The following is a 22,432-nucleotide window of genomic DNA, read 5'->3' as shown; positions in this document are numbered from 1 at the left end:
AATGACCAGTCGACTGAACCGTATTGCAGGCATCTGCCTTGCCATCGCTTTCTCCTGCCAGAGCGCCTATGCAGCCGTTACGGTTCCGCCCGGAAACCGCAGTGCAGAACAGCCTGCCATTCCCGGCGCCTCAGCCAAGCGCACCAAGGAGCTGAGCACGACCTATGAAGCCAAGTATCGCAAGATTTATAATCTTCTGAAAAAGGACGCCTCGCTGCGTTCGAAGATCAAGTCAACGGCTTCGGCTTATGGCATCGATCCGATCCATATCGTCGGTGCGATCGTTGGTGAACATACCTACAATGTCGATGTCTATGACCGATTACAGACCTATTACGTCAAGGCCATGTCCTATGTGAACCAGGGCGTGAGCTTTGGTTATAATGGCGAAAGCATCGGCCAGTTCGTGAAGCGTCCGGAGTTTTCCGAATGCCTCAAGTTCAAGGACAGCTATTCGCTGTGGAGCTGCCGCGAGACGATCTGGAACAAGCAGTTCCGCGGAAAATCGGTTGGCGGCAAGACATATCCGAACAATCGTTTCAGCGCCGTGTTCTTCCAGCCGTTCTATGCCGGCCAGACCTTTGGCCTCGGCCAGATCAATCCGCTGACCGCACTGCAGATGTCGGACATGGTCAATCGCGTATCGGGTCTGCCGAAGCTTAATGCCGAGAACGGCAATACAGTTTACAAGACCATCATGGACCCTGATCTGACACTGCCTTACATCGCGGCAACGCTGAAGCAGTCGATCACCGATTATCGCCAGATTGCCGATTTCGATATTTCGAAAAACCCCGGCCTGACAGCAACACTGTACAATACCGGCGGATCGACCGCCCGCGCCCGCGCGCTTGCCAATGAAAATACCCAGCGCAAGGCATCCGGGCAGGAGCCTTTGATGCCGCAGGAAAATTACTATGGCTGGCTGGTCAACACCAAGCTCGATGAACTGAAAGCGCTTTTTTAGAGTTAAGATATGATTGGATTAGATCGAAACGCGCTCTGAACGCAGAGATCTGTCCACCAAAAGCAGCAATTTCTTCTTGATCATCGGGTTGATCCTTCGCTCTACAACAACATGGAAGAGCGTAGCAAACAGGATCAGCCCGATCATTGTTATGACAATGGCGGTAACCGGCCCGAGATTACTCAGTAAAGCGGTGATGGCGATATAGCCGACATTCTGGTGCACAAGATAAAGTGCATAGGTCATACCACCAAGAATGCCTAGCATCCTCTGATGTTTTTGGCCGATATTTAGCTTTGTCAGTAAGAGCAAAACTGCAATCGAAGCCAGAATAATTGCTGTCATCGCCACCGGAGAACGCTTGATGGAATAGGTTTTCTCGGCCCATTCGGCACCAGCAAGGGTGGTATAGATTGCAAAGATTGCAGCGAGGATAAACAGCAGCACCGCATAAAATGAGCGCTGTCGCCTCAACCTGCTATAGATGATCCCCATTGCAAAGAAGCCGCTATATTCAGTGATAAAAAGGTTCTGCAAATGCTCTGAACCAATATAGAATTCATTCAGAAATGAGAATCCCAGCCAGAGCGGGATTATCCGGATGATATTGTGGAACTGCCCGAGCGCAATAAGGATGAAAATCCAGCCATAGAAAATAAGTTCGAGTACAATTGACCAATAGGCACCATCCACAAAGGATTGCCCCAACAGCTTCGAAAAGATGAAGATGTTCGCCAGATACTGATCGGAACTGATTTGAAACAGTGGGTTTCCTGACAGCCAGATCACCAGGGCGGATACGCTCATGATGATAAGAAATGTGGGATAAATCCGGGAAAATCTGGAAATCAAGAAATTGAATGGCTTCTGGCCTTCCGCCGAATAGGCGATCACAAAGCCGCTGATAATAAAAAAGATGCTGACCCCCAGATAGCCATAACTGGCCACGCTCTTCATAAAGTGAGGAATATCAACCGCAGGTAACTCTCCTGCGGCTTCACCTCTGAAAGCGAAATGAAACAGCATCACTGCGATAGCAGAAACCAGACGAAGAATATCAAGCCCGTAAATATGTTTACCCGGCTCCGGGTGTATCGAAACAGAGGATCCGTCTTCCGCAACCATCAAGCGCGCCCCCACACTTAAGCAACCTTTGCTCGAGAGCCTATAAACAGTGCCTGTATAATTTTTATTTAACGTTGAAGCGGCTTCAGGCCACGGCGGCGCTTGCGTGCCGCCTCGATTTCTTCCGTCAGATGTTTGATCGTCTCGCGATCGATGATGCGGATATTACGTGCCAGAAGGTTTGCAAGCTCGGTTGCCTGCGGCGAGAGACCGGACGTATCGATCACCACGCGCGGATGCGAGACAGCTGCCAGATTTTGCAGCTCCTCTGCCTCATCCCAGATAATATTGAAATAAGTGATGATGCGCTGCAGCATATCCCAGGTTGGCTGTCCCCGCCGTCCGTGTTCCAGCGCCGAAAGATAGGCTGGTGATACGCGCAGCGCTGCAGCCATTTCTTTCTGTGTAACGTTGCGTTCCTCACGAAGATCACGAAGCCGCTTGCCAAAGGGGGTCATCGGATAAGACCTCCGCCCTGGGTCTGCCTGCGCAAGCGGACATAAAGCGCGCCATGCCCGCCATGATGACGCGCGGCGTCTTCATAGGCGCTGACCAGCAGCCGGAACAAAGGCGTCGAAAACCAGTGTGGCACCGCCTGCTTGAGCACGCCTTCGCTGCCGAAAGAGCGGCCCTTGCCGGTAATCACCATCACATGCTTCAATCCGCGCGCATGTGCGCTGAGCAGGAAGCCATAGAGCAGCTCATAAGCATCGTTTTGTGTGAGCCCGTGCAGATCGATGCGTGCTTCAATATCCACACGTCCTTTGGAAATCTTGCGATGGGTTGGCCGATCAAAGGCATGGATCGGCATTTCCTTGAGCGAGTTGACCTTCTTTTTCGGCGTCTGCGTGTCAGCTGCAGACGAGGGCGCCTTTTTCGCAGGCTTTTTCTCAGCCTCCTGCGCCATCACCGTTTTGAAATCCGGAAACTCTTCCTCTTCCTTGGGCTTCTTTCCAGACAGAGGTTTTGCTGTTTTAGCCACCGTTTCCCAGAGAATGCGATCTTCAGGCCGTAGATAATCTTTTGCGGATTTTTCGTTCTTATCGATCATCGATCAATTCCCGACCAGTGCGCGCGGGACCAGCGCATAAAAATCGGCCTTGCTCTTGATACCGCCGGCGATTTCCCCGGCTGCATCACCCGATCCTGCAAAGAGATCACCGCGCGCAGGGCCGACAATCGCTGTGCCGGTATCCTGCGCGATCATCAACCGGGAGAAGGGCGTATGATCGAATTCCGTTACGCTTGGCGCATCGACAAAGATAGGCGTTCCGAATGTATGCAGAAGCCTGTCGACTGCGATAGAGCGACCAGCTGTCAGAGGAACCTTGGCCGCTGCGATCTGCCCTAAATTTGGGTCATGCCCATCATTACTATCAAATGCCGTTTCGCGGAAGAAAATATAGGAACGGTTCTGCCAGATAAGGTCATCGGCTTTTTCAGGATGATCTTTCAACCACTGGCGGATTGTCTGCATGGAGATGCTTTCAGCAGAAATCTCGCCTCTAGCAACCAGAATGCGCCCGATCCCGGTGAATGGATGGCCGGTTTTGGCTGCGTAAGTGATCCGCATGAAACTGCCATCGGTAAGCTTCAGCCGTGCTGCGCCCTGCACATGTGCGAAAAATGCATCGACCCGATCAGCAACATAGGCAAGCTCCAGCCCGCGATTTTTCAGGCTGCCTTGCTCGATTGTCCTGCGGTCATCATATTCAACAACACCGTCCGGCGTTTGCCGGGCGAACGCGTAAGACGCATCGAGCCCCAGGGGACGGTTTTCATCGGTGACCTTCACAAGATCATCAGGTTTTCTCAGAAATGGCACCGTGAAATGTGCATCAGGCGTTCGCGATGCTTCAACCTCCGGCTCGTAAAAAGCCGTCACAAATCCTTCTGCATCGATGCGGCATGGAACAAAATGCGCTTCAAAAAAAGCGCGGGCCTGCGCCCTATCCGGATTATCAAGCAAACGCGCGGCGGCAAAAGCCGGTATAAGCGCCTCGAAACTGATACCGAGGCTGCCGCTGTTATAGCGATTATGTTCCGCATAATCGGCTGAACGACGAAAGGCCGAAAAGGCGAGTGCCTGATCGTCCTGATCCCAGCCCGGGCAATCTGAAAAACTGACCGGTCGTATGATGTTCGCCAGATTATGCACAAGCCGCATCCGTCAATAATTAAAAGGGCCGCTAAATTAGCGGCCCTGAATCGTCAACTCTCTTTAGTCTTCGGCTTCGGTCGCGACAAGCTTCCAGTTTGGATCGCGCGAACGCGTATCGCGCGCGAAGGTCCAGAGATCACGGATTTCGACGACATTTTCCTGATCGCCCTCAACCACGTTGCCGTCCTTGTCGAGCGTGGAAGAAATCATCTGGCTCACGATATTCAGCGTCACATGCGCTTCCGAGCCCTTCATTTCGGCATTAGCAATCTCTGCCTTATCGATACCAACAAAGGTCGAGCGAACGCTTTCGCCGCGTGCCTCGCGCTCATCGATTGCCGAAACGAAGCCCTCATAGACTTCCTTGGACAGAAGGTTTTTCAGAACCTTGCGATCGCCATCGGCAAAAGACATGACGATCATTTCATAGGCGATCTTCACACCATCGACGAAGCTTGCCGGATCAAAGGATGGATCAGCCGCCTGAATGGAGCGAAGGCCGTCATTCACAGGCGTTCCTGCTGGTGCAACTTTGTCGATTGCCGAGAAATCCTTTTCACCGGGACGCTGCGGAAGCGAAACGACATTGTCGGCTTCGCCACCTGCGGTCTGGGAATCGGAATTACGAGCGGATGTATAAGGATCAATTGGCGGTTTTTCATTTCCCGTGCGACGACCAAGAACATTCCTCAGCTGAAGAAAGATCACCACCGCCGCAATGAAGAAGAATATCGTGCCAAAATCAAAAAATTCCATACCGCCTGCCACCAGTTAACGGGTCGGGATTGCAAATCCCTCCTCACGTCGTGAATTTCGTTACATATACATATAGATCGGCTTGACTGATCATTCAAATCCAGATCACGCATACCTATCTGATATTGCATGATAGACAGTTTCAATTTCGTTCCTCAAAACATGTTGCGTAAAAATGCCAAGCGTTTTTTGCTTTTGACATGAATAAAACATGCGAATGAAGTTTGTTTCATCACATACCAATCAACCAACATAAGGTCATAACTGCCGTGTCCTCTTCTTTTGCCCCTCTCGTCATGCTGGCAATGCCGTTCATCGAAATTGCCGGCTTTGTGATCGTCGGCAGTGAGATCGGTGTTCTGGCAACGCTGGGTCTTGTCATCCTGAGTGCTATGCTCGGCTTTTTTCTGCTGCGCGTGCAGGGCTTCGGGCTTTTGCAGCGCATCCGCATGGAAAGTGCCGCAGGACGCGTACCAGATCGCGAAATGATGCATGGCGCGATGATCGTGGTCGCAGCCATCATGCTGATCGTGCCCGGCTTTGTCACAAGCGCGATCGGCCTTCTGCTTTTTGTGCCCTTCATCCGTGATCTTGTCTGGAACCGCTTTGTGCGCAATCGCCTGGTGGTTGCCACGGCATCGACACGTTATTCGGAAGCCTATCGCCCATATGAGCGGAAAGAAAATAATGTGATTGATCTGGACCCGGAAGATTACTCGACAAAGCCGGATGAAAACTCGCCGTGGAATCCGGACCGCAAAGATCACTAATCGCTCAAATGCTAACGTAAAAACGGTTTCTTGCCTCATCTACGCACACATGCTAGCCAAGCATCACTGCTTTTTGGGCAACAAGATAAATCATTAAAGAGAAGGCATACCGATAATGAGCGATAAGGCCGCTGCGGGCGAAGTAAAGAACGGCAATGGCGCAACCGCCCAGCCGTCCCTCAACATTCTGGCCCAGTACATCAAGGATCTTTCCTTTGAAAGCCCAGGCGCGCCTCTGTCGCTGCGCCCGCGCGAAAAGGCTCCTTCGATCAACATCAATGTCAACGTAAACGCCAATCCGCTTTCCGAAACGGATTTCGACGTTGTTCTGACGCTCGAAGCCAAGGCTGTCGACGGCAAGGACGTTCTGTTCAATACGGAACTGGTCTATGGCGGCGTATTCCGCATTCAGGGTATCGCGCAGGAGCATATGCTTCCGCTGCTGTTCATCGAATGCCCACGTCTTCTGTTCCCATTTGCCCGTCAGATCATCGCAGATGCCACGCGCAATGGTGGCTACCCACCTCTGATGATCGATCCAATCGATTTCGCGCAGATGTTCCAGAGCCGTATGGCCGAAGAACAGGCAAAGAGCGCTGTAAAGAGCTAATCTCTACAACGACCTAAAAAAAAACCCCGCTCTCGCGGGGTTTTTTTTCGATGTCAGCTAACGTATTTTTTCCAGATTGCCTTGTCGCCCATTTTCGCAACAAGGGCATCATGGGCTGCGCGCTCCTTATCGCTGATACGCGGTGCCAAAGGTGCCGGGCGCTGGCGCAAGACAATATTGCCGCCATTCCCCGAGCGATCATCATTACCGGAACTACCGGATGAGCTAAGGCCGAGCGCGGTCTGCTTGCCGCCAATCAGCTCAATATAGACTTCGGCCAGAATTTCAGAATCGAGCAATGCGCCGTGCAATGTACGGTGTGAATTATCGATGCCATAGCGCTTGCAAAGCGCGTCGAGCGAATTCGGCCCCATTGGATGTTTTCGGCGCGCCAGAGCGAGCGTATCGACGATACGTTCAACGGCGATTTCCGGCTTCCCAAGACGGTCCAGCTCGGCATTGATGAAGCCAAGATCGAACATGGCATTGTGCGCCACGAGCTTCGCACCATCGAAAAATTCCATGAACTCATCGACGATATCAGCAAAGGTCGGCTCTTTAAGCAGCTGTTCGTCGGTGATGCCGTGCACGGCGAGCGCTTCGACATGAACCTTTCGCCCTTGCGGGTTGATGAATTTATGGAAGGTTCGGCCCGTGGGAAAGCGGTTGATCATTTCCACGCCGCCGATTTCGATGACGCGATCCTCCAGCCGTTCAAGGCCAGTGGTTTCCGTATCGAAAACGATCTCACGCATGGCAACCTCTCAAGTCATTTAATGTTTTATAGCACGGCCAAGCCGAAGCTCAGGATGGATTGGCAAGCTTTCCACGCAATTCAGCGATGATGGCTTTGATCTGCGCCCGCGTTTCTTCAAAGTCGCCCGAAGAATCGATGACGAAATCAGCACGCGCACGCTTTTCGGCATCCGGCATCTGCCGGGCCAGAATGGCCTCGAACTTCGCTTCCGTCATGCCTGCGCGGGAAAGAACACGCTCACGCTGAATGTCGGCAGGGGCGGAAACGACAGCCACCTTGTCCACACGGCTTTGGCCACCCGTTTCAAAGAGCAGCGGAATATCAATCAGCGCGATATCGGCGCCATCAGCACGAGCGCGTGCAAGAAAAGCGGCTTCCTCTTCGTGCACGAGTGGATGAATGATGGATTCGAGCTTTTTAAGCGCTTCTGGTTTGCCGAGGACAGCGCTCGAAAGCTTTGTCCGGTCAACAGTTCCATCCACAACCGTTCCGGGGAAGGCGGCTTCGATCAGGGGGGCCGCCCGACCCGAATAAAGCTGATGCACGGCATCGTCAGCGCTATAGACCGGCACACCATTGTCGGCAAACATGTTTGCCGCAGTGGTTTTTCCCATACCTATAGAGCCGGTCAGTCCGAGGATGATCATAAAGCACCAGCCTTTTTCATATCATCCAGAATATAATTACGAAGTGCTTCTGTCACTTCTGGTCTTTTGCCAAACCAGCGTTCAAAACCCGGAACCGCCTGATGCAGCAACATGCCAAGCCCATCGACAGTTTTCAGGCCCGCTGCTTCAGCGCTGGCCAGAAACGGTGTCTTGAGTGGAATATAGACAATATCGGTCGCAACAGCTGATTTCTGCGCCTCGCTCAGATCAAGCGGAAACTCTGTCGGCTCACCATGTCCACTCATGCCCAGCGATGTCGTGTTGACGATCAGACCGGCATCTTTGACCAAAGCCTGCGCCGCATCCCATCCATGAGCAGAAACCCCTTCGCCGAAATGGCTTGCCAGTTCTTCAGCGCGGCTCAACGTGCGATTGACGATGGCGATGCGCGAAAACCCGCGTGTCTGCAAAGCGTGCACAATCGCGCGTCCCGCACCACCTGCGCCAAGCACCAGAGCGGTATCGGCATTGTCCCATCCTGGAGCCAGCGCATCGAGATTGGCAGCAAAGCCATAGGCATCAGTGTTGCCGCCGCAAAGCCTGCCATCTTCGAACCAGAGCGTGTTCACCGCGCCAATTGCCGCCGCAGCCTCATCGCGGCTGTCAACGGCTGCGAAAGCCACTTCCTTATGCGGGATCGTGACATTGCCGCCGGCAAAGCCTTTTTTTGCAAGCGAAGCAGCAAATTCGGCAAAATTTTCAGGAAGCACTTCAATGGCTTCATAAGAACCTTCGATGCCTTGCTCTTTCAGCCAGAAGCCGTGAATGAGCGGCGACCGCGAATGCTTTATTGGAAAGCCCGTGACAAATGCCTTGTTAGCCATCGATCAGATTTTCCTTCCTCAATTCATCAAGCAGGGGCAGAAGCGGCAGTCCGACGATGGTGAAATAATCGCCTTCGATTTTCTCGAAAAGCTGAATGCCCGGACCTTCGACCTGATAAGCGCCAACACTGGAAAGAGCAACGTCGCCAACCCGACCGAGATAACGACCGACAAAACCCGGATCGAGATCGCGCATCGTCATTCGTGCCACTGAAACATGACGCCACAGCGTCTCGCCGTTTTTAACCAGAACCACGCCGCTGTTGAGCTGGTGTGTCTTGCCCGAAAACTGCAGCAACTGGCGCCGCGCTGCTTCCATATCCACAGGCTTGTGGAAAATCTCATCCCCCAGCGAAAGCGTCTGATCGCAACCGATCACCACCGCATCGGGATTGTTTTCGCTGACCGACAAAGCTTTTGCTTCAGCCAGAACCTGTGCGACTTCTTCCGGCGTAGCGCCCGACTTATAAAGCGGCGCTTCAACCGAGCGCTCATCTATATCGGCGCTTTCGGCCAAAAATTCGATGCCGGCATTTTTCAGCAGTGCCGACCGAAACGGACTTTTGGATGCGAGAATAAGCTTTGTCGTCATGTCAGGTCTTCCTTCCTGCCTTCGCGCAGCAGAGATTGAATAGCAGCCGCCGTTTCTTCAATTGACCGGCGCGACACATCAATGATCGGCCAGCTGTGCCGGTTACAGAGATTGCGGGCATAAGCCAGTTCTTCGGAAATTGAAACGCGGTCTGTATAAAGTCCGGTATCAAGCGATGGCACATTGCCGAGTGGACGGTTTTGTCTGATCTGCGAAATGCGCTCAGCCGTAGCAACCAGCCCCACGATCATCGGACGCTTTGCGGTAAAAAGCTGATCGGGGAGGGGGATGCCAAGCACAATCGGCACATTGGTCGCCTTGATACCGCGATTGGCGAGATAAATGCTTGTGGGCGTTTTCGAGGTTCGCGAAATGCCGACAAGAATGACATCCGCTTCCTCTATATCGGGCGGCAATTGCCCATCATCATGTTCCATCGTGAAATTGAGCGCATCGATCCGGCGGAAATAATCTGCATTGAGCACATGCTGCGCACTGGCGCGGCGGTGCGCTGGCGCGCCCAGGTAAGATTGAAACGTATTGAGCACCGGTTCGAGCACCGAAACGCTCGGTACGCCCATTTCGGCGCAGGTTTCATCAATGATGGCCGCGAGCTTCTGATCGACAATTGTATAGAGAACAATGCCCGGTTCAGCGTCAATATTCTCCAGAACTTTGCGCAGCTGCTTCTCGGTTCGGATGAGCGGATATATGTGCTCAATCGCGCGCGCATTGGCATATTGAGCCGCCGCAGCACGCCCTGCAGCGAGGAGAGTCTCTCCTGTCGCATCAGAAATCAGATGAAGATGAAAGTAAGAAAGCGGTCTGGTCACAGTTTTCTCCCCTCCCTGTTGACGACTGTGCGTAAAATGGAGGCTCCATCCACAAGCCATGGCAGGCGGTGGGAAACTTGGCAAGTCATCCACAGCGAGCCAACATGTGTGAAGCTTTCAAAAGCGATTGTGGACAAGACTCGTAACATTTGGAAAACCTTGCGATATACCCAGCCTATCCACAAATTGTGCAAAGCTGCGGCAATTGGTAACTCCTTATATTCAATGAAAGATTTGAGTTTTCATTGCTTTTGTCCAGACTATCGGTGAATGTTCGCACAGGCAGAGATGGCCCGAGAGGAACTGTGGGGAAAAGACGGACAAACCTTAATCCCCGATTCCAACAGACTCTAAGAATCAAAAGATTCCTGAATCATCCTTTCTTTATGAAAGCCGGACGGGAAAACTTTCACACGAGATAACGAAAACCGATCGAACAGGGTGGAATGCAATGAAGCGCAAGGTCTTGAAAGTGATGGATGGTGAGGCAGTCTTTCCACCACCGATCTGGATGATGCGTCAGGCAGGACGCTACCTTCCTGAATATCGCGAAGTACGCAAACAAGCCGGAAGCTTTCTCGACCTTTGCTATTCGCCCGATCTGGCAGTCGAAGTGACGCTTCAGCCTATCCGCCGTTTTGGCTTTGATGCAGCCATTCTGTTTTCAGATATTCTGGTTGTCCCTCACGCCCTTGGACGAGACCTTCGCTTTGAAGAAGGAAGAGGGCCTTTGATGACACCGATTGATGCGGATGAAATCTTCTGGCTTGAGACAGAAGGTGTCGCAAAACGCCTTGAGCCGGTCTATGAGACGGTTCGGCTGCTCCGAGAGCAGTTACCCGAGGAAACAACGCTGTTGGGCTTCTGTGGCGCTCCCTGGACCGTTGCGACCTATATGATCGCGGGTCATGGCACACCAGATCAGGCTCCCGCCCGCCTGTTTGCCTATCGCTTCCCGGAAGCCTTTGAAAAGCTTTTGAATGATCTGGCAGATGTTTCAGCCGAATATCTCATCGAACAGCTCGATGCAGGTGCGGATGCCGTGCAGATTTTCGATTCCTGGTCCGGCGTTCTGGATGAAGATTGCTTTGAACGCTTCTGTGTTCGTCCGATGGCCCGCATTGTGCAAAAGGTGAGGGCAGTTTATCCAGAAGCCCGCATCATCGGTTTCCCGAAAGGTGCCGGAATGCTTTACGCGGGCTATCGTGAAAAAACCGGCGTTGACGTTCTGGGCCTCGACTGGTCTGTGCCGAACTCTTTTGCGCGTGAACTTCAGACCGAAGGCGCTATCCAGGGAAATCTTGATCCCTTGCGCGTTGTGGCCGGTGGCGAAGCTTTGGACGAAGGCGTTGATGCGATCCTCAAAAATCTCGGGCAGGGTCCACTGATCTTCAATCTGGGTCACGGAATTACGCCACAGGCACCGATTGAGAATGTTCAGCGCATGATTGATCGGGTTCGTGGAGGCTACTGATGGTGGCTTCTGACAAAACAAACAGCGGTAAGGCCGCTCTGATCCGCACCATCGTCGCTCTGGTGGTTGTGGTACTCGGTTTATGGGGATTGTTTCACGTGAATCCAGCTGATGCTTATCTTTGGGTCAAGGCGATCCACGTCATTGCCGTTATCGCCTGGATGGCGGGAATGCTCTATCTGCCGCGGCTCTTCGTCTATCATTGCGCCGCAACACCCGGCTCTGAAACGTCCGAAACCTTCAAGGTTATGGAGCGCAGGTTGCTGCGTTTCATCATAAATCCCGCTATGATTGTAACGTGGATTGCCGGTCTCTGGATGGCCTGGGAAATTTTCGGTTTTCAGGGTGGCTGGCTGCACGCAAAGCTTCTGCTCGTGGTGCTGCTGTCGGGCCTGCATGGCTATCTTTCCAAAGCCACGCGCCTTTTTGCGCAGGATAAGAACACAAAATCGGCCAAGCATTGGCGAATCATCAATGAAGTACCGACAATCCTGATGATACTCATCGTCATTCTGGTGATCGTGAAACCGTTCTGATTTCCAATTTTTATAAAGAAAGCCCGGTATTTATCCGGGCTTTTTATTTGGCTCCGGGTATTTTTAGCAGAGCCACTTTCCATTTTCTGAGACTCGCACTAGCTTTTACCTATTGAACAAAAGACCGACACACCTTATGTGACACTTGCTCTTCATGCTGCAAACCGGTATGGATGAGTCCTCTTCCCACCATGACAGCAGGCCTTCGATGCCGGTCACAACTCAAGTGACCCACCTTTCCGAACAACTGCATTTTCTCCTTAAATTTCAAAAGAGTTCCTCACACATGCAGGAAATGAAACTACAAGAACTTAAAAATAAAACCCCGGTCGAGCTGCTGGCATTTGCCGAAACGCTTGAGGTCGAAAATGCGAGCGCCATGCGCAAGCAGGAACTGATGTTCGCGATCCTCAAAAGCCTTGCTGCTCAAGACGTCGAAATTATCGGCGAGGGCGTTGTTGAAGTGCTGCAGGACGGATTTGGCTTCCTGCGCTCTGCCGACGCCAATTATCTCCCGGGTCCTGACGATATTTATATTTCTCCTTCCCAGCTTCGCCGCTTCTCGCTGAAGACCGGCGATACGGTAGAAGGCCCGATCCGTGGTCCAAAGGAAGGCGAACGTTATTTCGCGCTTCTCAAGGTCAACACGATCAACTTTGAAGATCCTGAAAAGATCCGCCACAAGGTTCATTTCGATAACCTGACACCGCTCTATCCGAATGAGCGCTTCAAGATGGAACTTGAAGTTCCGACTTCGAAGGATCTGTCGTCGCGCGTTATCGATCTCGTGGCACCACTCGGCAAGGGCCAGCGCGGTCTGATCGTCGCTCCGCCACGTACCGGTAAAACGGTCCTGTTGCAGAACATCGCTCATTCGATCACTGCAAATCATCCTGAATGCTATCTGATCGTTCTTCTCATCGACGAACGTCCGGAAGAAGTGACTGACATGCAGCGTTCGGTGAAGGGTGAAGTTGTTTCTTCGACCTTCGATGAACCGGCATCGCGCCACGTTCAGGTTGCCGAAATGGTTATTGAAAAGGCCAAGCGTCTGGTCGAACATGGCCGTGACGTTGTGATCCTTCTCGACTCCATCACCCGTCTGGGACGCGCCTACAACACTGTTGTGCCGTCATCGGGTAAGGTTCTGACCGGTGGTGTGGATGCAAACGCATTGCAGCGTCCGAAGCGCTTCTTCGGTGCAGCCCGTAACATCGAAGAAGGTGGCTCGCTCACCATCATCGCAACGGCGCTGATCGACACCGGCTCGCGCATGGATGAAGTGATCTTTGAAGAATTCAAGGGCACGGGTAACTCGGAAATCGTTCTCGACCGCAAGGTTGCAGACAAGCGTATCTTCCCGGCCATGGATATTCTCAAGTCCGGTACGCGTAAGGAAGACCTGCTCGTCCCACGCGCCGATCTTCAGAAGATTTTCGTTCTGCGCCGTATTCTTGCACCGATGGGAACAACCGACGCGATCGAATTCCTCATCGACAAGCTCAAGCAGACAAAGAGCAATGGCGAGTTCTTCGACTCGATGAACACGTAATCCAAAGATTTCAATTAATAGAAAACGCCGCGTTGAGAAATCAGCGCGGCGTTTTTGCTTAATCAATACAGCGGTTCCAGTTAGGATTAAATCGTTGAAACCGCTGCAACTATCTGTTTTTACGCATTATCCGGCGCAAAACCGCTTCGCACTTTTGCTGGAAATGCTATAATACCTCAAGAATGGCCTCTGAGGAGGATTTCGAGTGCAGCCGGGGTCTCTACCGGTGCAAGGCACACTTGCCCCTTACAGAGCCACGCTGAAGGTTTATCAGCATGTGCGGTGCCCCCTGTTGGAAGTTCAATCGCTTTGCCGGCTTCAAACGGAACGAACTTATCGACCCGCCGCGGATCAGGATTGTGTTGAGCGATCAAGCTTAGTTCGCCTTCACAGCTTTCCTCGGCAATCACCAAAGACAATGGTTCGGCTGCAAAGCGGGCAGCGTTCAAAATGCCGATCTGACCATATTGCTGGACAAGAGCGCGGCCCATGGCTTGTTCCACCAGACGCTCATTCTGATTATAAAGATGCAGATCACCGGTCACGAGAAACAGGCGCGTGAAAGCTTCGATGATCTGGCTTGTAGCACTGGGGATTGCTTCGTCATAATCGCCATAGGCATGGAGAATGACATCTTCCGCATCGAGCGCTGAAAGCCGATAGTTGCCTGATGCATCGCGATTGGCCGCATCAAGTGCATCTTTAAGTGCCACAGCATCAACGATGAATGTTCGATCTCCTGTCGCTTCAAAGAGTGACAGGGCAGCATTAATCATCGCTGCGTAATCGGTGGAGAGGGCAGGGTAGAGTAACACGTCATCCATCCGGCAATGCGCCATGCGACCATTCTGAAAAGATGACCCTATCGAACGATAAGCGGTGACGGCATATTCAATCCAGTCCTGCCTTTGAAAACTGCGCCCCGCTTCAGCCAGTGCGCGAATTGCCAGTGCGTTCCAGTCTGTCAGTGCCTTTTCGTCACGTCCGGGGCGGATGCGTTGGCTGCGATAAGCCAACAACTTCTGTCTCGAAGCTTCTATATCCGGCGGGAGCATTGCCGGTTCGCCGACAGCGTGAAGACGATTGAGAATGTTGCTGCCTTCGAAATTGCCTGCGGGCTTCACGCCATACCAGGATTTGAAGCTTTCAGCCTGATCACCGAGGACGGCATCAATCTCGCTACCGGTGAAGATATAAAATTTGCCTTCCTCACCCTCGCTATCAGCATCGAGACTGGATGCAAAACTTCCGTCGGGCAGGCGCATTTCAAGCATCAGCCAATCGATAACCTCTTCGATTCGGATGCAGAACAAATCATCTTGCGTTTCCGCATAGGCGTAGGTCGCATGGCGAATGACCTGCGCATTGTCATACAGCATCTTTTCGAAATGCGGCACCAGCCAATCGGCATCGACGCTATAGCGGCAAAGCCCGCCGCCCAGATGATCGTAAATGCCACCTTGCAACATTGTTCTGAGAGAAAGCAGAAACGCGTCGCGATGTGAAACCTCGCGATTATAGAGCCAGGACAGCCATAAGGCATCCATGAAGGGTGCATTGGGGAACTTGGGCGCATTATCTATGCCGCCACGTACCGGATCAAACATGGCATAGATACGGTCTGCGACTTCGTTAAAGCGTGTCACTTCATTGGCGCGCGCTTCGCTTTGAGCAGCCAACTGGGCTTCCAGATGGTTGAATACAGCCTCGGCATTATGGTTAATTTTTTCTTTATTTCCCTGCCAGAGATTGTTGACGGCGTTGAGCACATCAACGAAGCCGGGCATGTTATGCCGCGCCTTCGGCGGGAAATAAGTTCCACCCCAGAAAGGCTTACCGTCGGGGCGCAGGAACATGGTGAGCGGCCAGCCGCCCTGCTGTCCCATGGCGCTTAAAGCGGCCATATAAATTTGGTCGATATCCGGTCGTTCTTCGCGGTCGACTTTTACATTTACGAAAAGCGCGTTCATGACTTCCGCGATTTCCGGGTTCTCGAAAGACTCATGCGCCATTACATGGCACCAGTGACATGCCGCATAACCGACGGAAAGCAGGATAGGGCGGTTCAGTTCGCGTGCAGCATCCAGCGCTTGTTTGCTCCATGGCTGCCAGTGAACCGGATTATCGGCATGTTGACGAAGATAAGCGCTTGGCTCTCTGCCGAGCCTGTTGCTGCTGATATCAGTCATAAGCCTTTTCTTTCCTGACACGAATGAATATCACGTAGTCATCTATATAGAACGGGAAATCAAATGAGCGAGCCGCAACATCTTCAGGACACGATTTTCGCCTTGTCGAGTGGACGCCTGCCTTCCGGTGTGGCGGTGGTACGCATATCCGGCCCACAAGTTCGATTCGTTATCGAAACGATTCTTGGAAAGGCCATTGAACCGAGATACGCTGCGTATAAGACTTTTCAAACGCGCAATGGCGACGCAATTGATAAGGGCTTGGCACTTTTTTTCCCGGGCCCGAACAGCTTTACCGGCGAGGATTGCGCGGAGTTTCATCTGCATGGCGGCATTGCAGTGGTCGAAAAGCTCCTGGAAGAACTCAACACGTTCCCGAATTCCCGAATTGCGGAAGCGGGTGAATTTACCCGTCGTGCATTCACTAATGGCAAGATGGATCTAACGATTGCTGAAGGTCTGGCCGATCTGATTGCGGCGGAAACAGAAGGCCAGCGTCGCCTTGCATTGCAGGTCGCGTCCGGAGCGCAGCGTCAGCTTTATACAGAGTGGCGTCAGAAGCTTATTCGCTCCCGCGCATTGATTGAGGCTGAACTCGACTTCGCAGATGAAAGTGATGTGCCTGGTTCCGTTTCGGGGCAGGTATGGGAACAACTCAAGTCTCTGTGGAGTGAAATTACCCGCCATATTGAAAGCGGCAAACGAGCTGCGATGTTGCGGGATGGTTTGCACGTCGTCATTGCTGGCGCACCCAATGCCGGCAAGTCGAGCCTGCTCAACTTCCTTGCCGGTCGGGAGATCGCAATTATCTCGGAAGAGGCGGGTACAACACGCGATCTGCTCGAAGTTAAACTCAACCTCGGCGGCATCCCGGTCTATGTGACGGACACAGCGGGATTGCGCGAGACGACCAGTCAGGTCGAGCGTATCGGGATTGAGCGAGCCCGCGAACGCGCGGCCGAGGCTGATCTGGTTCTGATGCTTGAGGATATGCAGAATCCGATTGCAGTAACTTTGGAAGAGGGTAGTGCGGATATCTGGACCGTGGGAACCAAAGCTGACCTTGGCAATGCTGCTGGTTCTGCTTACTGGCAGTTTGAAATTTCCACCAAGACGGCTGATGGCCTCGATCAATTACTGAAAGCTCTGCAATCCTTTGCCGAGGAACGGATAGGCTTGATCAATGACGCAGTACCAACGCGCCAGAGACATATCAATCTGCTGCAATCAACAATCTTCGAAATCTCAATAGCGGCAGAGCGAGATGATCTGCCGCTGGAATTGCGCGCTGAAAACATGCGCCGCGCATCGCAATATCTCGGACGCATTACCGGCGATGTCGACGTTGAAGAAATATTGGATGTGATTTTCTCGCAATTCTGCATCGGAAAATGAGTGATTCACGTGAAACAGTTGGAGCAGGGTTTGCGACCCCAAGAAATGTTTCACGTGAAACATCTGTGGAATCTGCATAGGCTTATTGACTCCCGTTCGCATCCGTGAGTCGAGTTTCGTATCAAATTTATCAAAGAGTTGATCGCACCTCAGTCGGGTTACCCCTTCCGTTGAAAGCATAAACATGTCAAAGAGACTGCTTTCCAGAGCGATTCCGATTGGCGACATTTTCTGATACGCTCTCCCTCTTTGCCTTACGCATTATCCAACGCAAAGCTGCATGGCACTTTTGCTGGGAATGCCTAGATTGGATTCGGAAGCATCAGTATGAACAACATAGGTTCTGCCGAAGCGACAGCTTTTGATGTTATCGTCATTGGTGGTGGACATGCAGGCTGCGAAGCTGCGGCAGCGTCCGCGCGTGCAGGCGCGCGCACTGCTCTCGTAACGCATCGCTTCGATACGATTGGCGTGATGTCCTGCAATCCTGCGATTGGTGGTCTGGGCAAAGGCCATCTTGTTCGCGAGATCGACGCGCTCGACGGCTTGATGGGTCGTGTTGCAGATAAGGCGGGCATTCAGTTCCGCTTGCTCAATCGTCGTAAAGGACCAGCCGTTCGTGGTCCGCGCACACAGGCTGACCGCAAGCTTTATCGGCTTGCGATGCAGGAGCTTATTTCGGCGCAGGATGATCTGACGGTTGTTGAGGGCGGCGCTTCAGATATTCGCGTAACGGACGGAGCTATCACCGGGGTTATTCTCGGTGACGGTCGCGCGCTGACTTGTGCGGCTGTGGTCCTGACAACCGGGACATTCCTGAACGGCCTTATTCATATTGGTGAGAAGAAAATCCCGGCCGGCCGTATGGGTGAGAACCCGGCGCTCGGATTGTCGGATACTTTGCGAGGTTTAGGTTTTGCTGTCGGTCGCCTGAAGACGGGGACGCCACCGCGCCTCGACGGTCGAACGATTGACTGGCAGAGCCTCGATATGCAATCGGCAGATGAAGACCCGGTCCCATTCTCATTGATGACCGACAAGATCACCACTCCACAGATTGATTGTGGTATCACGCGCACGACGCCTGAAACGCATGCAATTATTCGTGCCAATCTTCATCGGTCTGCAATGTATTCCGGTTCTATCGAAGGGGTCGGTCCGCGCTATTGCCCATCCGTTGAAGACAAGATCGTTAAATTTGGTGATCGTGATGGGCACCAGATATTTCTGGAGCCGGAAGGGCTGGACGATGATACCGTCTATCCAAACGGCATTTCGACATCTCTGCCAGAAGAAGTACAGCTCGCTTATCTCAAGACTATTCCCGGTCTTGAAAAGGCAATTATGCTGCAGCCTGGCTACGCAATTGAATATGACTTCATCGATCCGCGCGAATTGAAACGCAGTCTGGAAACGCGCCGCGTGACTGGTCTGTTCCTTGCTGGCCAGATTAACGGCACGACCGGTTATGAAGAAGCAGGCGCACAAGGACTCCTCGCTGGTCTTAATGCTGCAAAGCGGGCAGGGGGTAGCGAGCCAGTTATTATTCAGCGCACGGAAGCCTATATAGGTGTTATGGTCGACGATTTGACATCGCGTGGTGTAAGCGAGCCTTATCGCATGTTCACCTCACGCGCCGAATTCCGCCTGTCTTTGCGTGCTGACAATGCTGATCAAAGGCTCACACCTCTGGCTGATCAGCTCGGCATTCTTGGGTCCGAGCGCCGCGAGAAGTTTGCAGCACGTCAAGACGCATTGTCGGCAGCGCGCGATTTGACGAAGGAACTCACGATTACACCAAACCAGGCAAGTCGTTATGAGCTTCATCTTAATCAGGATGGTGTGCGTCGCTCGGCTTATGATCTCCTGTCCTATCCGGATATTGATCTACAGAAGCTACAGGCTATCTGGCCAGAGCTGAACACCATTGATTCGATCACGCGGGAAGCGCTGGAAATCGAAGCTCAATACTCGGTCTATATGGATCGCCAGCAGAGCGATATTGCTGTGATGGAGCGGGAAGAGCGTCTCTTCATTCCTGCGTCGTTGGACTTTGATGCGATTTCCGGTCTTTCTAACGAGCTCAAGTTTAAGCTCAAACAGCGTATGCCGGAGACAATTGCAGAAGCGCAGCGCGTTGAAGGTATTACACCTGCAGCCCTTGCTCTGCTTATCACGCATATTAAGAAGCATAGCGCGCGTGAGCGTGCTGCTGCTGAACTAAACGCCGGGAAAAGCGTAGCATGACTGTGGATAGCCGTTATTCAAGCTTGAAAACTATTGTTCCGGGTGTTTCACGTGAAACAAATGAGCGGCTGATTGCCTTTGAAGAGCTGTTTCGCAAGTGGTCTTCGGCCATTAATCTGGCGTCACCTTCTACCCTTGCGGACCTGTGGAGCCGCCATATTCTCGACAGTTCGCAGATATTTCCGCTCGCTCCTGACGCTAAGCGATGGCTTGATCTCGGATCTGGCGGCGGCTTTCCCGGTATCGTAACCGCATGCTTTCTGAAGGAAGTTCAGAGTGCTTCGATTGATCTGGTCGAAAGTGCGGGAAAAAAAGCTGCATTTCTTCGTACAGCTGCAGGCCATCTGGCTGTGCCAGCACGTATTCATTCTGCCCGCATTGAAGCAATGTGGGATAAAATCGACGTGCCGGATGTCGTAACCGCCCGCGCACTCGCCTCGTTGACCGATCTTTTCGAGCTCGCTGAACCTTGGCTTACCACGGGTTCAAAGGCTCTTTTTCAAAAAGGTCGGGATTACCAGAGAGAAATCGATGAAAGCCGTGTCGGCTGGCGTTTCGATCTGGTACAACATGAAAGTGCTATCGATAAAGCTTCGGTGATACTCGAAATCAGCAATCTTCGACGCATTGCAGACTAATTCGTTATCTCAGAGCAGAAAGCAGCAGGGCGACGGTATGAACAAGAGATCCAGGATCATAACCATTGCGAACCAGAAGGGCGGCGTTGGCAAGACAACGACTGCCATTAATCTGGCTACCGCATTGGCCGCCATTGGCGAAACTGTGCTGATTGTCGATCTCGATCCGCAGGGTAACGCAAGTACCGGGCTTGGTATTGACCGGCAGAACCGTCCATTATCGTCTTATGACGTGCTGACGCAGGAAGCTTCCGTGAATGAAGCCGCCATGCAGAGCGATGTTCCAAATCTGTACATCGTTCCGTCAACACTCGATTTGCTCGGTATCGAAATGGAAATCGCGCAGGCGCCCGATCGTACGCGCCGCTTGCGTGATGCGCTGCGTTTCGATTCAGCTGTTGCAGAAAAGTTTTCTTATGTGCTGGTGGATTGCCCGCCATCGCTCAATCTTCTGACGCTCAATGCGATGGCAGCAGCAGATTCCGTGATGGTTCCGTTGCAGTGTGAGTTCTTCGCGCTCGAAGGTCTCAGCCAGTTGCTCCAGACGGTCAATCAGGTTCGGTCGACGATTAATCCTGAACTGACCATTCAGGGCATAGTGCTCACCATGTTCGATAGCCGCAACAACCTCGCTTCTCAGGTTGTTGAAGACGTTCGCGCTTTCATGGGTGAGAAGGTCTATCGTACTGTTATTCCACGCAATGTACGTGTTTCGGAAGCGCCATCGCATGGCAAGCCAGCTATTCTGTATGACCTGAAATGTGCAGGCAGTCAGGCCTATCTACAGCTTGCTTCCGAAGTTATTCAGCGTGAGCGGCAGCTTCAGGCCGCATGATAATAAGCGAGTATCGGATAACGGTACTTTATCGATTCGACTACGTAACAATTGCAGGAACTGCCGACGATGAACGACGATCCTTCAAAAAAGCGCCTTGGCCGCGGCTTGGCCGCCCTGATCGGTGAAATCGACCGCCCGGCGGAAGAACGCAAGGTGCCGATTTCAAGCGAGCGTAATGTTCCGATTGAGTTCGTAACACGCAATCCGCGCAATCCGCGTCGCATGTTTTCGGAAGTCGAACTCGAAGATCTGGCGCAGTCGATCAAGGAACATGGTGTCGTTCAGCCAATCGTGGTTCGTCCGGCACCAGGCGAGCCGGATCGCTTTGAGCTGATTGCTGGTGAACGTCGTTGGCGCGCATCGCAGCGCGCGGGCGTCGACAGCATCCCGGTCATCATCCGCGATGTTGATGATCGCGTGGCGCTTGAGATTGCAATCGTTGAAAACGTACAGCGCGCTGACCTCAACGCAGTCGAAGAAGCTATGGGATATCAACAGCTTATCGACAATCACGATTATACGCAGAACGATCTGGCCCAGGTTATCGGCAAGAGCCGCAGCCATGTGGCTAATACGCTGCGTCTTTTGAAACTGCCGCAACGCGTACAGGATTTTATCTCTGATGGCGCTTTGTCGGCTGGTCATGCCCGTAGCCTGATCACAATGGAAGACCCGACCGCTCTGGCTGAGCGGGTTGTGAAAGAGGGGCTGTCAGTGCGTCAGGTTGAGGCCTTGTCTCAGGCACGCAACGGTGCCGAGCCGAAGCCGGGCAAGAGTGTGCCCATCGAGAAAGATGCTGACACTAAAGCGCTTGAAAAGCTGCTGTCCGATGTCACTGGAATGAAGGTTGAGATCAATCATCGCGAACGTGGTGGCGATGTCAAAATTCGCTACAGCTCGCTCGAGCAGCTGGACGAGATTTGCCGTCGTCTGCAGAGCTGATACTATTTCGTCAGACACTTGGTATTTGAGACCGTGGAACATCATCTGTTTCACGGTTTTTTTCGTTAAAGTGTGTCGCGATTAATTGTGTCCACTCAGCTCGTTCCATTTCTTTGTTTTTGACGCTTCGTTGTCGGATCGTAGCGAGAAAAAAAACCAGTCGAGTGTATAGAAATCCCGGCGAAGACGGTCCCAACTTTTCCGACACATGCTTTAGCGGCCCCGGGCTTTGATGAGCGAAAAGACGATGATAATCATCAGGACGATGCCGATGATTACGCCGATTGAGCTTCCCCAGACCGCACCATAATTGCCGCCGATCAGCCAGCCAAGCATGGCGCCGAGCATGAGCAGAAGAATCGGGGGAATACAGCCAATCATTGTTTTATTCCAATAGGTTATAACTATATGTAGGGACCGGAATCTTGCGATTTCGTTTCTTTCAATAAAGCTAATATTGTTGAGCAGTGTGATGAACTCAAGATTGGGTGAGGGTACTCACAGGCTGTTGATTACAGCATTTCCAGCAAAAGTGCGAAGCGGTTTTGCGTCGGATAA

At 52.4% G+C, this 22,432-nt stretch carries 23 protein-coding genes; 11 read left to right on the top strand and 12 right to left on the bottom strand.

Features of this window, described 5'->3' with window-relative positions:
• The first annotated feature begins 1 nt into the window (after nt 1).
• Nucleotides 2–967 carry a DUF1402 family protein gene (locus CEV34_RS06715; protein ID WP_039859377.1) on the top strand — a complete coding sequence of 322 codons (966 nt, stop codon included), beginning with the start codon at nt 2–4 and terminating at the stop codon, nt 965–967.
• Nucleotides 968–985: 18 nt separating this feature from the next.
• Here CEV34_RS06715 and CEV34_RS06710 read toward each other — a convergent pair whose 3' ends face one another.
• From CEV34_RS06710 to CEV34_RS06690, 5 genes are all read right to left on the bottom strand, one after another.
• Nucleotides 986–2,092, bottom strand: coding sequence for an acyltransferase family protein (locus CEV34_RS06710; protein WP_007872445.1), 1,107 nt, complete (start codon nt 2,090–2,092; stop codon nt 986–988).
• Between the two features lie 68 nt (nt 2,093–2,160).
• On the bottom strand, nt 2,161–2,550 hold the full coding sequence (locus tag CEV34_RS06705) for a helix-turn-helix domain-containing protein (protein ID WP_007872441.1): 390 nt from the start codon (nt 2,548–2,550) through the stop codon (nt 2,161–2,163).
• Nucleotides 2,547–3,143: a Smr/MutS family protein gene (locus CEV34_RS06700; protein WP_007872439.1), complete on the bottom strand. Its 597-nt coding sequence runs from the start codon at nt 3,141–3,143 to the stop codon at nt 2,547–2,549. Before CEV34_RS06700 ends, CEV34_RS06705 begins: the two co-directional genes overlap by 4 nt.
• A gap of 3 nt (nt 3,144–3,146) precedes the next feature.
• The gene (gene mltA / locus CEV34_RS06695) at nt 3,147–4,259 is read right to left on the bottom strand and encodes a murein transglycosylase A (protein ID WP_007872437.1); all 1,113 of its coding nucleotides are present in this window, start codon (nt 4,257–4,259) and stop codon (nt 3,147–3,149) included.
• Between the two features lie 54 nt (nt 4,260–4,313).
• The gene (locus CEV34_RS06690) at nt 4,314–5,009 is read right to left on the bottom strand and encodes a Tim44/TimA family putative adaptor protein (RefSeq protein WP_007872435.1); all 696 of its coding nucleotides are present in this window, start codon (nt 5,007–5,009) and stop codon (nt 4,314–4,316) included.
• Between the two features lie 269 nt (nt 5,010–5,278).
• Between CEV34_RS06690 and CEV34_RS06685 the strand changes: the two genes are divergently transcribed.
• Together CEV34_RS06685 and secB are read left to right on the top strand one after the other, a co-directional pair.
• A complete protein-coding gene (locus CEV34_RS06685) occupies nt 5,279–5,779 on the top strand; it encodes an FxsA family protein (protein ID WP_007872434.1) in 501 nt (166 codons plus the stop codon).
• 115 nt (nt 5,780–5,894) lie between these two features.
• On the top strand, nt 5,895–6,389 hold the full coding sequence (gene secB / locus CEV34_RS06680; RefSeq protein WP_007872432.1) for a protein-export chaperone SecB: 495 nt from the start codon (nt 5,895–5,897) through the stop codon (nt 6,387–6,389).
• A gap of 53 nt (nt 6,390–6,442) precedes the next feature.
• On the opposite strand, the gene dnaQ is transcribed toward secB, so the two are convergent.
• Genes dnaQ through CEV34_RS06655 form a run of 5 tightly spaced genes read right to left on the bottom strand, consistent with a single transcriptional unit; the run spans nt 6,443 to nt 10,063 of the window.
• Complete coding sequence (gene dnaQ, locus CEV34_RS06675; protein WP_079212465.1) at nt 6,443–7,144, bottom strand: DNA polymerase III subunit epsilon; 702 nt, start codon at nt 7,142–7,144, stop codon at nt 6,443–6,445.
• 49 nt (nt 7,145–7,193) lie between these two features.
• Nucleotides 7,194–7,793: a dephospho-CoA kinase gene (coaE, locus tag CEV34_RS06670; RefSeq protein ID WP_007872425.1), complete on the bottom strand. Its 600-nt coding sequence runs from the start codon at nt 7,791–7,793 to the stop codon at nt 7,194–7,196.
• Nucleotides 7,790–8,638: a shikimate dehydrogenase gene (locus CEV34_RS06665; protein ID WP_007872424.1), complete on the bottom strand. Its 849-nt coding sequence runs from the start codon at nt 8,636–8,638 to the stop codon at nt 7,790–7,792. Before CEV34_RS06665 ends, coaE begins: the two co-directional genes overlap by 4 nt.
• Entirely contained in the window at nt 8,631–9,230 is a 600-nt protein-coding gene (locus CEV34_RS06660; protein WP_007872423.1) for a Maf-like protein, read from the bottom strand. Before CEV34_RS06660 ends, CEV34_RS06665 begins: the two co-directional genes overlap by 8 nt.
• A complete protein-coding gene (locus tag CEV34_RS06655) occupies nt 9,227–10,063 on the bottom strand; it encodes a pyruvate, water dikinase regulatory protein (RefSeq protein ID WP_007872421.1) in 837 nt (278 codons plus the stop codon). The genes CEV34_RS06660 and CEV34_RS06655 overlap by 4 nt, the downstream gene beginning before the upstream one ends.
• Before the next feature lie 451 nt (nt 10,064–10,514).
• Between CEV34_RS06655 and hemE the strand changes: the two genes are divergently transcribed.
• The 3 genes from hemE (at nt 10,515) to rho (ending at nt 13,625) form a co-directional block, all read left to right on the top strand.
• Nucleotides 10,515–11,537, top strand: a complete 1,023-nt coding sequence (hemE, locus tag CEV34_RS06650) for a uroporphyrinogen decarboxylase (RefSeq protein ID WP_007872419.1) — start codon at nt 10,515–10,517, stop codon at nt 11,535–11,537.
• Complete coding sequence (gene hemJ / locus CEV34_RS06645; RefSeq protein WP_007872418.1) at nt 11,537–12,073, top strand: protoporphyrinogen oxidase HemJ; 537 nt, start codon at nt 11,537–11,539, stop codon at nt 12,071–12,073. The genes hemE and hemJ overlap by 1 nt, the downstream gene beginning before the upstream one ends.
• A gap of 286 nt (nt 12,074–12,359) precedes the next feature.
• On the top strand, nt 12,360–13,625 hold the full coding sequence (gene rho, locus CEV34_RS06640) for a transcription termination factor Rho (RefSeq protein ID WP_024898458.1): 1,266 nt from the start codon (nt 12,360–12,362) through the stop codon (nt 13,623–13,625).
• Nucleotides 13,626–13,801: 176 nt separating this feature from the next.
• Here the strand turns inward: rho and CEV34_RS06635 are convergent, their stop codons facing one another.
• Nucleotides 13,802–15,814 carry a thioredoxin domain-containing protein gene (locus CEV34_RS06635; RefSeq protein WP_094543479.1) on the bottom strand — a complete coding sequence of 671 codons (2,013 nt, stop codon included), beginning with the start codon at nt 15,812–15,814 and terminating at the stop codon, nt 13,802–13,804.
• Nucleotides 15,815–15,877: 63 nt separating this feature from the next.
• On the opposite strand from CEV34_RS06635, the gene mnmE reads away from it, so the two are divergent.
• The 5 genes from mnmE to CEV34_RS06610 all read left to right on the top strand — a co-directional run bounded on the left by mnmE (nt 15,878) and on the right by CEV34_RS06610 (nt 21,874).
• A complete protein-coding gene (mnmE, locus tag CEV34_RS06630) occupies nt 15,878–17,209 on the top strand; it encodes a tRNA uridine-5-carboxymethylaminomethyl(34) synthesis GTPase MnmE (protein WP_007872402.1) in 1,332 nt (443 codons plus the stop codon).
• 336 nt (nt 17,210–17,545) lie between these two features.
• On the top strand, nt 17,546–19,456 hold the full coding sequence (gene mnmG, locus CEV34_RS06625) for a tRNA uridine-5-carboxymethylaminomethyl(34) synthesis enzyme MnmG (RefSeq protein WP_039859366.1): 1,911 nt from the start codon (nt 17,546–17,548) through the stop codon (nt 19,454–19,456).
• Entirely contained in the window at nt 19,453–20,094 is a 642-nt protein-coding gene (gene rsmG / locus CEV34_RS06620; protein WP_007872400.1) for a 16S rRNA (guanine(527)-N(7))-methyltransferase RsmG, read from the top strand. Before mnmG ends, rsmG begins: the two co-directional genes overlap by 4 nt.
• A 37-nt stretch (nt 20,095–20,131) precedes the next feature.
• Nucleotides 20,132–20,929: a ParA family protein gene (locus CEV34_RS06615; RefSeq protein ID WP_007872399.1), complete on the top strand. Its 798-nt coding sequence runs from the start codon at nt 20,132–20,134 to the stop codon at nt 20,927–20,929.
• A 69-nt stretch (nt 20,930–20,998) separates the two neighbouring features.
• Nucleotides 20,999–21,874 carry a ParB/RepB/Spo0J family partition protein gene (locus CEV34_RS06610; RefSeq protein WP_007872398.1) on the top strand — a complete coding sequence of 292 codons (876 nt, stop codon included), beginning with the start codon at nt 20,999–21,001 and terminating at the stop codon, nt 21,872–21,874.
• Between the two features lie 213 nt (nt 21,875–22,087).
• Here CEV34_RS06610 and CEV34_RS26960 read toward each other — a convergent pair whose 3' ends face one another.
• Nucleotides 22,088–22,255, bottom strand: a complete 168-nt coding sequence (locus CEV34_RS26960; protein ID WP_153223073.1) for a hypothetical protein — start codon at nt 22,253–22,255, stop codon at nt 22,088–22,090.
• Nucleotides 22,256–22,432 lie beyond the last annotated feature (177 nt).

The organism is Brucella pseudogrignonensis (assembly GCF_002252525.1).
Taxonomy (GTDB): domain Bacteria; phylum Pseudomonadota; class Alphaproteobacteria; order Rhizobiales; family Rhizobiaceae; genus Brucella; species Brucella pseudogrignonensis.
The sequence above is the reverse complement of the archived record's forward strand: the minus strand, read 5'-3'. Positions and strand labels throughout refer to the sequence as shown.

What these genes read in the sequence shown, in the direction of transcription:
- CEV34_RS06715 (WP_039859377.1), top strand. Translation starts at nt 2, where the DNA reads ATGACCAGTCGACTGAACCGTATTGCAGGCATCTGCCTTGCCATCGCT.
- CEV34_RS06710 (WP_007872445.1), bottom strand. Translation starts at nt 2,092, where the DNA reads ATGGTTGCGGAAGACGGATCCTCTGTTTCGATACACCCGGAGCCGGGT.
- CEV34_RS06705 (WP_007872441.1), bottom strand. Translation starts at nt 2,550, where the DNA reads ATGACCCCCTTTGGCAAGCGGCTTCGTGATCTTCGTGAGGAACGCAAC.
- CEV34_RS06700 (WP_007872439.1), bottom strand. Translation starts at nt 3,143, where the DNA reads ATGATCGATAAGAACGAAAAATCCGCAAAAGATTATCTACGGCCTGAA.
- mltA (WP_007872437.1), bottom strand. Translation starts at nt 4,259, where the DNA reads ATGCGGCTTGTGCATAATCTGGCGAACATCATACGACCGGTCAGTTTT.
- CEV34_RS06690 (WP_007872435.1), bottom strand. Translation starts at nt 5,009, where the DNA reads ATGGAATTTTTTGATTTTGGCACGATATTCTTCTTCATTGCGGCGGTG.
- secB (WP_007872432.1), top strand. Translation starts at nt 5,895, where the DNA reads ATGAGCGATAAGGCCGCTGCGGGCGAAGTAAAGAACGGCAATGGCGCA.
- dnaQ (WP_079212465.1), bottom strand. Translation starts at nt 7,144, where the DNA reads ATGCGTGAGATCGTTTTCGATACGGAAACCACTGGCCTTGAACGGCTG.
- coaE (WP_007872425.1), bottom strand. Translation starts at nt 7,793, where the DNA reads ATGATCATCCTCGGACTGACCGGCTCTATAGGTATGGGAAAAACCACT.
- CEV34_RS06665 (WP_007872424.1), bottom strand. Translation starts at nt 8,638, where the DNA reads ATGGCTAACAAGGCATTTGTCACGGGCTTTCCAATAAAGCATTCGCGG.
- CEV34_RS06660 (WP_007872423.1), bottom strand. Translation starts at nt 9,230, where the DNA reads ATGACGACAAAGCTTATTCTCGCATCCAAAAGTCCGTTTCGGTCGGCA.
- hemE (WP_007872419.1), top strand. Translation starts at nt 10,515, where the DNA reads ATGAAGCGCAAGGTCTTGAAAGTGATGGATGGTGAGGCAGTCTTTCCA.
- hemJ (WP_007872418.1), top strand. Translation starts at nt 11,537, where the DNA reads ATGGTGGCTTCTGACAAAACAAACAGCGGTAAGGCCGCTCTGATCCGC.
- rho (WP_024898458.1), top strand. Translation starts at nt 12,360, where the DNA reads ATGCAGGAAATGAAACTACAAGAACTTAAAAATAAAACCCCGGTCGAG.
- CEV34_RS06635 (WP_094543479.1), bottom strand. Translation starts at nt 15,814, where the DNA reads ATGACTGATATCAGCAGCAACAGGCTCGGCAGAGAGCCAAGCGCTTAT.
- mnmE (WP_007872402.1), top strand. Translation starts at nt 15,878, where the DNA reads ATGAGCGAGCCGCAACATCTTCAGGACACGATTTTCGCCTTGTCGAGT.
- rsmG (WP_007872400.1), top strand. Translation starts at nt 19,453, where the DNA reads ATGACTGTGGATAGCCGTTATTCAAGCTTGAAAACTATTGTTCCGGGT.
- CEV34_RS06615 (WP_007872399.1), top strand. Translation starts at nt 20,132, where the DNA reads ATGAACAAGAGATCCAGGATCATAACCATTGCGAACCAGAAGGGCGGC.
- CEV34_RS06610 (WP_007872398.1), top strand. Translation starts at nt 20,999, where the DNA reads ATGAACGACGATCCTTCAAAAAAGCGCCTTGGCCGCGGCTTGGCCGCC.
- CEV34_RS26960 (WP_153223073.1), bottom strand. Translation starts at nt 22,255, where the DNA reads ATGATTGGCTGTATTCCCCCGATTCTTCTGCTCATGCTCGGCGCCATG.